The organism is Variovorax sp. 01T439_2, assembly GCF_056398445.1.
The window spans coordinates 1-9349 of the sequence record NZ_JBFTPJ010000117.1 but is presented as its reverse complement, the minus strand read 5'-3'; the positions used below and the strand labels follow the sequence as shown (position 1 = coordinate 9349).

Annotated in this window: 9 protein-coding genes; 5 read left to right on the top strand and 4 right to left on the bottom strand. The window is 68.3% G+C overall.

The window, feature by feature from the left end:
* On the top strand, positions 1-811 hold an 811-nt coding region (locus AC1DOC_RS08195), incomplete at its 5' end, for a serine hydrolase (RefSeq protein ID WP_478129643.1).
* Between the two features lie 59 nt (positions 812-870).
* On the opposite strand, the gene AC1DOC_RS08190 is transcribed toward AC1DOC_RS08195, so the two are convergent.
* Genes AC1DOC_RS08190 through aat form a run of 3 tightly spaced genes read right to left on the bottom strand, consistent with a single transcriptional unit; the run spans position 871 to position 3248 of the window.
* Entirely contained in the window at positions 871-1716 is an 846-nt protein-coding gene (locus AC1DOC_RS08190; RefSeq protein ID WP_018906093.1) for an IclR family transcriptional regulator, read from the bottom strand.
* Positions 1717-1746: 30 nt separating this feature from the next.
* Entirely contained in the window at positions 1747-2496 is a 750-nt protein-coding gene (locus AC1DOC_RS08185) for an arginyltransferase (RefSeq protein ID WP_012747487.1), read from the bottom strand.
* Positions 2493-3248 carry a leucyl/phenylalanyl-tRNA--protein transferase gene (gene aat, locus AC1DOC_RS08180; RefSeq protein ID WP_012747488.1) on the bottom strand — a complete coding sequence of 252 codons (756 nt, stop codon included), beginning with the start codon at positions 3246-3248 and terminating at the stop codon, positions 2493-2495. Before aat ends, AC1DOC_RS08185 begins: the two co-directional genes overlap by 4 nt.
* Positions 3249-3469: 221 nt before the next feature.
* Here aat and AC1DOC_RS08175 point away from each other — a divergent pair, with 221 nt between their 5' ends.
* The 3 genes from AC1DOC_RS08175 to AC1DOC_RS08165 all read left to right on the top strand — a co-directional run bounded on the left by AC1DOC_RS08175 (position 3470) and on the right by AC1DOC_RS08165 (position 7216).
* Positions 3470-5800 (top strand): xanthine dehydrogenase family protein molybdopterin-binding subunit, encoded by a 2331-nt coding sequence (locus tag AC1DOC_RS08175; RefSeq protein ID WP_012747489.1) that lies wholly within the window; start codon positions 3470-3472, stop codon positions 5798-5800.
* A 37-nt stretch (positions 5801-5837) separates the two neighbouring features.
* Entirely contained in the window at positions 5838-6749 is a 912-nt protein-coding gene (locus AC1DOC_RS08170; RefSeq protein ID WP_018906092.1) for an AraC family transcriptional regulator, read from the top strand.
* A gap of 65 nt (positions 6750-6814) precedes the next feature.
* Positions 6815-7216 carry an SRPBCC family protein gene (locus AC1DOC_RS08165; RefSeq protein ID WP_478129642.1) on the top strand — a complete coding sequence of 134 codons (402 nt, stop codon included), beginning with the start codon at positions 6815-6817 and terminating at the stop codon, positions 7214-7216.
* On the opposite strand, the gene pobA is transcribed toward AC1DOC_RS08165, so the two are convergent.
* Positions 7213-8394 (bottom strand): 4-hydroxybenzoate 3-monooxygenase, encoded by a 1182-nt coding sequence (gene pobA, locus AC1DOC_RS08160; protein WP_018906091.1) that lies wholly within the window; start codon positions 8392-8394, stop codon positions 7213-7215. The two genes, AC1DOC_RS08165 and pobA, sit on opposite strands and share 4 nt — an antisense overlap.
* 131 nt (positions 8395-8525) lie before the next feature.
* Here pobA and AC1DOC_RS08155 point away from each other — a divergent pair, with 131 nt between their 5' ends.
* Positions 8526-9296 carry an IclR family transcriptional regulator domain-containing protein gene (locus tag AC1DOC_RS08155; protein ID WP_012747493.1) on the top strand — a complete coding sequence of 257 codons (771 nt, stop codon included), beginning with the start codon at positions 8526-8528 and terminating at the stop codon, positions 9294-9296.
* The last annotated feature ends 53 nt before the right edge of the window (positions 9297-9349 follow it).

The following is a 9349-nucleotide window of genomic DNA, read 5'->3' as shown; positions in this document are numbered from 1 at the left end:
GCACGGAACCGACGACGCGCTCGACCTGAAGTCGAGCGTTGCGCTGGTGATCGACCAGGACACGCACGAAGTGCTGTTCAGCAAGAACGACCATGCGGTGCTCCCGATCGCATCGCTCACCAAGCTGATGACCGGCCTCCTGATCAGCGAAGCGCATCTGCCCAACGACGAACTGATCACCATCACGCAGGACGACGTCGACACCGAAAAAGGCAGCCGTTCGCGCCTGACGGTCGGCACCACGCTGTCGCGCGGCGAGCTCCTGCACCTGGCCCTGATGTCGAGCGAGAACCGTGCGGCGCATGCACTGGGCCGCACCTATCCCGGCGGCCTCGCAACCTTCGTGAGCATCATGAATGCCAAGGCGAAGATGCTCGGCATGAAGGACACGCGCTACGTGGAGCCCACCGGCCTGTCGAGCCGCAACCAGTCGAGCGCGCAGGATCTCGCGCTGCTCGTCAATGCCGCCTATTCCGACGCCACGGTGCGCTCGCTGTCGACCTCGCCTGAATACCAGGTCGAGGTGGGCAACCGCGTGCTGCAGTTCAACACCACCAACCGTCTCGTGAAGAGCCCGGATTGGGAAATCGGCGTGCAGAAGACGGGCTACATCTCCGAAGCCGGCCAGTGCCTCGTGATGCAGGCCAAGGTGGCGGGGCGCAAGCTGATCATGGTGTTCCTGGATTCGGCCGGCAAGTTCAGCCGCATTGCCGATGCGGAACGTGTTCGCCGCTGGGTCGAGGCCACGCACGCCTCGACGGGCTTGCCGGCTGCATCGCGCAGCACTGCGGCCTACCAGGTCGCCGGCTGATCGAACCCGCCGCCCTGAACAGGGGCGGCATGTCGAGAACGGCCGGCGGGGCCGGCCGATCAGCCCCCGCCGGGGCCTGAAGCGCTGCTGGTACCGATTGCCGCAGGGCCCGCGGCCGCCGCCGCTGCGGCATCCTTGTAGCCCAGCGCTCCCGAGATCTCGTTGGCCGTGGCCTGCAGCTTGGGCAGCCATCCTTCGTCCAGCCGGTCCGCTGGCGCGGAAATCGACAACCCCGCCACCAGCTTGCCCTGGTCGTCGTAGATGCCGGCGGCCATGCAGCGCACGCCCAGCTCGAGCTCCTCGTTGTCGCGCGCAATGCCGTACTGGCGCGCCTTCGACAGCTCGCGCTCGAGTGCGGGCAGCTGCGTGATGCTGTTGCGCGTGTGGCCGGCCAGGCCGGTTCGCGTGGCGTAGCTGCGCACGCGCTGGGGATCGTCGGCCGCCAGGAACAGCTTGCCGGTGGAGGTCAGGTGCAGGGCGGCCCGCCCGCCGATGGCGCGCACCACCTGCATGCCCGAACGCTCGCTGTACGAGCGCTCGATGTAGACGATCTCGTCGCCCTGGCGCATGCTGAGGTTGACGGGCTGCTGGGTGAGCTTGTGCAGCTCGCGCATCGGCCCGAGGGCTGCGTCGCGCACGTTGAGCCGGCCCTTGACGAGGTTGCCGAGTTCCAGCAGCCGCATGCCGAGCCGGTAGCTGCCGGCCTCGGGCCGGTCGACGAAACGGCCGACCGCCAGGTCGTTGAGGATGCGGTGGGTGGTGGAGGGGTGCAGGCCCGTCTTCTCGCTGATTTCCTTCAGCGAAATGGCCTCCTCGCGGGAGGCGAGCACGTCGATCAGCGCGAACATGCGCTCGATCACCTGGATGACTGGAACGGCAGGAACGTCGGATTGGTTTTTTCTCATGGCGCGATGCGGTGTGGACCGGGCGCCATTTTACCTTGTGAAATCGGATGGTGCTTGCCAGCGTCCGTCGATCAGCAGCTCGTGCGGCGCAAAGCGCGCCTTGTAGTTCATCTTGGCGCTGCCTTCGATCCAGTAGCCGAGATAGACGTGCGGCAGGCCGAGCTTGCGCGCCTGCTCGATCTGCCACATCACGCTGTAGGTGCCGTAGCCGGCGCTGCTGTCGGGTTCGTAGAAGGTGTAGACCGCGGAGATACCGTCGTTCAGCACGTCGAGTATCGACACCATCTTGAGCGCGCCGGCCGTGCCGTCGGGCAGCGCCTCGCGGAATTCGACCAGCCTGGAGTTGACGCGGCTTTGCAGCAGGAACTGGGTGTACTGGTCGATGCTGTCGTGGTCCATGCCGCCGCCGGCGTGGCGGCCGGTCTGGTAGCGCAGGTAGAGCTTGTAGTGTTCGGGCACGAAGCACAGCTTGAGCACGCGCGCCAGCAGGTTCTGGTGCTGTTTCACGGCGCGGCGCTGGCTGCGGCTGGGCTGGAAACTGTTGACCAGCACGCGCAGCGGTATGCAGGCGCGGCAGCCGTCGCAATAGGGCCGGTAGGTGAACATGCCGCTGCGCCGGAAGCCGCTGAGCACCAGGTCGGAGTAGGCGTCGTTGTGGATCAGGTGGCTGGGCGTGGCCACCTGCGAGCGGGCCTGGCGGTCCGGCAGGTAGCTGCAGGGATAGGGCGCCGTCGCGTAGAACTGCAGCGTGTGAAGCGGAAGATCCTTGAGGTGCGTCACGTCGGTCCGGAAGGTCGCGCGGAAAGGAGTTCTGCCCAGTATACGGGCTCGAAATGCCACTGTGGGCCCTGTTGTTCCCGGGCCCGGGCGACGTGCGCCACGAAGCGGCTGCGCGACATTTCGCGGGCGCCCAGGCTGGCCAGGTGGGAGGTGTTCTGCTGGCAGTCGATCATCTTCACCTGGAAGCGGCGGCACAGGCATACCAGCGCGGCCAGCGCGATCTTGGAGGCGTCCGGACGGCGCGTGAACATCGATTCGCCGAACACCGCGCGCCCCAGCCCCACGCAGTAGAGGCCGCCCGCGAGCTGGCCGTCGATCCAGGTCTCCACGCTGTGCGCGTGGCCGGCCCGGTGCATCGCCATGTAGGCCTGCACCATGTCCGGCACGATCCAGGTGCCCGATTGGCCGGTGCGCGGCGACTGCGAGCAGGCCGCGATGACCGARGCGAAGTCGTGGTCGATGCGCACCTCGCAGCCGGCGGTCTGGGTGAACCGCGCCAGCGTCTTGCGCAGCGACCGGTGGAGCTTGAATTCGGCCACCTGCAGCACCATGCGCGGATCGGGGCTCCACCAGAGAATCGGCTGGTCTTCGCTGAACCAGGGGAACACGCAGCGGCCGTAGGCGTGCACCAGGGTGTCGACGTCGAGCGCGCCGCCGGCGGCGAGCAGGCCGGGTACGGGATCGTGCTCGCCCCAGGCGGAGGCGGGGTCGGGCAGTGCGTCGCCGGGTTCGAGCCAGGGCAGTTGTTGCATGGCCGTAGGTATACACGGCTTCGCCCGGGCTTCGGCCGAGGCCGGGAAAATGCCCGTCCCGCAGCGGGAAGGCAAACGATTGCGGCCCGGGCGCCACAGGCGCTGCCCGTGAAGCGCACAAGACTATCCGAAGCCCATATAGTGCTGCTTCCCATTTGCACACTCCATGCGGACCCGCCGGGCCGGCGTCGCCCGGTACAGGCCTGCCCAAGAGGACCACGTTGACCACTGATTCCATCCCCACCCGTTTCGGCAGCGGCCAGGCAGTGCGCCGCCTCGAGGACGAGAGCCTGCTGTCCGGCGCAGGCCGCTATACCGACGACGTCGCGCTCCCCGGCCAGACGCATCTCGTCTTCCTTCGGTCTCCCTATCCGCATGCGCGCATCGTGTCGATCGACACGGCCGCCGCTGCCGCCATGCCCGGCGTGCTGCGCGTGATCACCGGCGCCGAGCTGGCCGAGGCCGGCGTCAAGCCGATGCCGGGCGCCGTGGGCTTCAAGCGGGCCGACGGCAGCGATTGCGCCAGCCCTCCGCGCCTGGCCCTGGCGCATGGCACAGCCCGCTTCGTGGGCGAGGCCGTGGCCGCGGTGGTGGCCGAAACCGTCCAGCAGGCACGCGATGCCGCCGAGGCGGTGGTGGTCGACTACGAAGCGCTTCCCATGGTGGTCGACCTCGCAAGCGCCACCGCCGACGGCGCGCCGCTGCTGTGCGAGGAGGCCACCGGCAACGTCGCCGCCGAAATGCGCCATGGCAGCAGCGACGCCGCAACCGCCGCCTTTGCCAAGGCCAAGCACGTGGTGGCGCTCGACGTGGTCAACCAGCGCGTGGTGGCGCTGACCATCGAGCCGCGCTCGGTGCTCGCCGCGCCTGACGCCGAATCGGGCCGCCTCACCATCCGCATGAGCACCCAGATGCCGTCGGGCGTGCGCGATTCGGTGTGCGCCGCCATCGGCCTCGCCAAGGAAAAGGTGCGCGTGGTGGTGGGCGACGTGGGCGGCGGCTTCGGCATGAAGACCGGCGCCTATCCGGAGGACATTGCCGTTGCGTTTGCGGCGCTGCAGGTCGGGCGCCCCGTGAAGTGGGTGGCCGACCGCAGCGAGGAGTTTCTTTCGAGCGCGCACGGCCGCGACATCGAGGCCAGGGCTGAGCTCGCGCTCGATGCGGACGGAAAGATCCTTGCGCTGCGCATCAGGACGCTGGCCAACGTCGGGGCCTATGCCACCGGCACCGGCGTTGCGATCCAACTGCTGATCGGCCCCTGGGTGCAGACCAGCGTCTACGACATCCAGACCATCGACTTCCATTTCAAGGCGGTGCTCACCAACACCGCGCCCACTGGCGCCTACCGCGGTGCGGGCCGTCCCGAGGCGATCTTCACCATCGAGCGCCTGATGGACGAGGCCGCCCGCCAGATCGGCATCGACCGCATCGCGCTGCGCCGCCGCAACTTCATCCGCCCCGAGCAGATGCCCTACAAGAACCCGATGGCGCAGACCTACGACACCGGCAAGTTCGAGTCGGTGATGGACCAGGCGCTGGCGCTGGCCGACTGGCAGGGTTTCGACGCCCGGGCCGCCGAGTCGGCGAACAACGGCAAGCACCGCGGCCTGGGCATTGCCACCTTTCTCGAATGGACCGGCGGCAATGTGTTCGAGGAGCGCGTCACGGTCTCGGTGCAGGCCGATGGCGTGATCGAGGTGTTCTCCGCCGTCAACGCCATGGGGCAGGGCATTGCCACCTCGCTTGCGCAGCTGGCGGTCGATGCCTTCGGCGTGCCGATCGAGAAGGTGCGCGTCGTGCTCGGCGACACCGACCGCGGCGACGGCTTCGGCAGCGCTGGTTCGCGCTCCCTCTTCACCGGCGGCTCGGCGGTCCGCATCGGCGCCGAACGCACCATCGACAAGGCGCGCGCACTCGCAGCCCAGGAGTTCGAAGCCGCCATCGACGACATCACCTACACCCGCGGTGTCTTCACGGTGGCCGGCACCGATCTCGAACTCGACCTGTTCGCCCTGGCAGGCAAGCAGCCCGAGCGCGAGATATTCGTCGACTCCACCAGCACCGTGGCCGGTCCGACCTGGCCCAACGGCTGCCACGTCTGCGAGATCGAGATCGATCCGCCCACGGGCGAGATCAGCGTGGTGGCCTACAGCTCGGTCAATGACGTGGGCCGCGTGATCAACCCGATGATCGTTCGCGGCCAGCTCGAAGGCGGCGCGGTGCAAGGCATCGGCCAGGCGCTGTACGAGCAGGTGGTGTACGACAACGAAACCGGCCAGCCGCTCACCGGCAGCCTCATGGACTACGCGGCGCCGCGCGCGGACATCGTCCAGGCCATGTTCCACATGGAGATGGACGAGTCGACGCCGTGCGCCAACAACCCGCTGGGCGTGAAGGGCGTGGGCGAGCTGGGCACCATCGGCGCCACGCCCGCCATCGTGAACGCCGTGGCCGACGCCTTCGCGCGCAACGGCCTTGCGGCCAGCGCTCCGCGCCTGCACATGCCGCTGAGCCCGGCGCGCGTGTGGCAGGCCATGCACACCGTCGATTGAGCATCCTCGGGCCGGGTGATCGAAGGGCGCACACACCATGCTCGTCACCACCGAACTGCAGACCGATGCGATCCGCGTGTCGAGCTACCGCTGCGACGCCCAACCTGGCGCGCGGCCGTTCACCGAGGTGCACGCCGAATATTCGATCTCGTACGTGCGCAAGGGCAGCTTCGGCTACCGCACGCGCGGCAATGCTTATGAACTGGTGGCCGGCTCCGTGCTGGTGGGTTGCCCGGGCGATGAATACGTCTGCACCCACGACCACCATGTCTGCGGCGACGAATGCCTGGCGTTCCATTTGTCGCCGGGCTTCGTCGACCTGGTCGGCGGCGACCGGCGGACCTGGCGCACGGCAGGGCTTCCGCCGCTGCCCGAGCTGATGGTGCTTGGCGAGCTTGCGCAGGCCGCGGCCGAGGGGCGCAGCGATGCAGGCCTCGACGAGCTGGGCATGTGGTTCGCGAGCCGTTTCGTCGAGGTGGTGGAAGGGCGCAGCAAACCCGCGCCGCCATCCGCTGCGGCACGCGACAGGCGCCGTGCGGTCGACGCGGCGATGTGGATCGACGCGAACTCGCACGGCGACATCGGCCTCGAAACCGCGGCGTCCGAAGCGGGACTGAGTTCGTTCCACTTCCTGCGCCTGTTCTCGCAGGTGCTCGGCGTCACGCCGCACCAGTACCTGGTCCGTTCGCGCCTGCGCCACGCGGCGCGGCTGCTGGCGGATGACGACCGGCCCGTGACCGACGTGGCCTTCGACGTCGGCTTTGCCGACCTGAGCAACTTCGTTCGCACCTTCCACCGCGCGGCCGGGGTATCGCCGCGCGGCTTTCGCCAGGCCGCCAAGGGCGACCGCAAGATTTTCCAAGACCGCCTGGCCGCACTGTTCGATGATGACCGCCTGATCCACCCGTCGAGCAGAAAGCCATCGCCATGTACGACCCCATCGGACTGAAAGCCACAGACCTTGCCGCAAGCCGGTGCTGCGATGCGGCGGCCTGCCCCTGAAGGCGCACGACCATGGCAACGATCTACAAGGAATTCATCGTCGAAGCCGATGCCTCGCGCGTCTGGGACGCACTGCGCGATTTCGGCGCCGTGCACACGCGCCTTGCGCCCGGCTTTCTCACCGGCTGCGAGCTGGACGGCAAGGGCGCGCGCATCGTGAGCTTTGCCAACGGCCTGGTGGCGCGTGAACTGCTGGTGGGCATCGACGAGGCCAACAGTCGGCTGGCCTATACCGTGACCGGCGGCAAGGCGAGCCACCACCACGCCTCGGCTCAGGTGTTCGCGCTGGGCGAAGGGCGCTCGCGCTTCGTCTGGATCACCGATGTGCTGYCCGACGAACTGGCCGCCTACATCGAACCGATGATGGTGCAGGGCGGCGTGGCGATGAAGAAGACGCTCGAGGCGGCCGGCTAGAAGTCTTCGAGCGGCAGGCCGACGTAGTTCTCCGCCAGCGCGGTGGAGGCCGCGTGCGAATGCACCAGGTAGTCAAGTTCGGCTTCCTGGATCTTCTGGCCGAAGGCGCCGGTCTCGGGGAAGCGGTGCATCAGCGAGGTGAACCACCACGAGAAGCGCTCCGCCTTCCAGACGCGGCGCAGGCAGAGGTCGGAATACCGGTCGAGCGCGGAGGCCGATTTCTCGCCGTAGAAGATCTCGAGCGCCCGCGAGAGGTAGCCCACGTCGGCTGTTGCCAGGTTGAGCCCCTTGGCGCCGGTCGGCGGCACGATGTGCGCGGCGTCGCCGGCCAGGAACAGCGCGCCGAAGCGCATCGGTTCGGCCACGAAGCTGCGCAGCGGCGCAATGCTTTTCTCGAGCGAAGGGCCGGTCACCAGCCGCTCGCGGGCCTCGGGGTCGAGCCGTGCGCGCAGCTCATTCCAGAAGGCCTCGTCGCTCCAGTTCTGGACCTTCTCGTCGGCCGGCACCTGCACGTAGTAGCGGCTGCGGTGCGCGCTGCGCATGCTGCACAGCGCAAAGCCGCGCTCGGTGTTGGCGTAGATCAGTTCGTGCGACACCGGCGGCACGTCGGCCAGCACGCCGAGCCAGCCGAAGGGATAGATCTTTTCGTAGGTCTGGATGGCGTCGGCCGGCACGCTGGCGCGGCTCACGCCGTGGTAGCCGTCGCAGCCGGCGATGAAGTCGCATTCGATCTCGTGCGTCTGGCCGTCTTTTTCGTAGCGCACGCGCGGGCGCTGCGAATCGAAGCCGTGCAGGCTGACGTTGGCGGCGCTGTAGATGGTGGCAAGGCCCTCGGCCGAACGCGCTTCCATCAGGTCGCGCGTCACTTCGGTCTGGCCATAGACCGTGACCTGTTTGCCGTTTGTCAGGCCATGCATGTCGATGCGGTGCCGCGCGCCCTTGAACAGCAGCTCGATGCCGTCGTGGGGCAGCCCTTCGGCCTTGGCGCGCGCATCGACACCTGCGCGCGCCAGCAGGTCCATGGTGACCTGCTCGAGCACGCCGGCGCGGATGCGCCCGAGCACGTAGTCGCCGCTCTGCCGCTCGACGATGACGTTGTCGATGCCGGCCTTGAAAAGCAGCTGTCCGAGAAGCAGGCCTGCCGGGCCTGCGCCGATGATCGCGACCTGTGTGCGCATGTTCGTGTCTCCAATGGGTTTTCCGCGAGCGTAGGGCGAACGCGGCAGGCTGTCGCGGCGTGCGGCAAGGCACTGTGCGATCATGCGAATGGCTGCGCGATCATCGCGCAACACTTCGCAGATTGACCGAAATGACCATCGCCAAGGCCGACTTTATCGAGGGCATCGCCAAGGGAATGGCGGTGCTCGAAAGCTTCGACACCGAGCGCCAGCGCCTCAACGCCACGCTGGCCGCCGAGCGCGCCGGCCTCACGCGCGCCGCCGCGCGCCGGCACCTGCTCACGCTGGCCCACCTGGGCTACCTGGAGACCGACGGCAGCTATTTCTGGATGGCACCCAAGGTGCTGCGTTTCTCGGGCAGCTACCTGGCGTCGTCGCGGCTGCCGCGCGCGCTGCAGCCCACGCTGAACCGGCTGGCGGCGCAGACCGGCGAATCGTTCTCGGCCGTGGTGCTCGATGGCGAAGAGGCGGTCATCATTGCGCGCAGCGGCGCCTACGGCACGCCGACCCGCGTGCTGGCCTACGGCCTGCACCTTGGCGCCCGCTTGCCGGCCCACGCGACATCGACCGGGCGGGTGCTGCTCGCGGCCATGGCGCCGGCCCAGTTCACGCAATGGCTCAAGGGGCGCCACCTTGCGCGGCTCACGCCGCACACCACCACCCAGGCGCGCGGCCTGCGCCAGCTGATTTCCCGCGTGCGCAAGGACGACTACTGCTTTGCCAGCGAAGAGCACGAACTCGGCGTGCAGGCGCTCGCGGTGCCGCTGCGCGACATGCAGGGCCGCACCGTGGCCGCGCTCAACGTGGTGCTGTCGGGCACGCGCTACCAGGAAGAGACGCTCCAGCGCGAGATGCTGCCGCTGCTCTTCGAGGCGGCGCGCGAAGTGCGCTCGCTGCTGTGAGCTGAACTTCCGCGCGGCCGCTGCCTCGAATCCCGAAACGGACACAACAACAC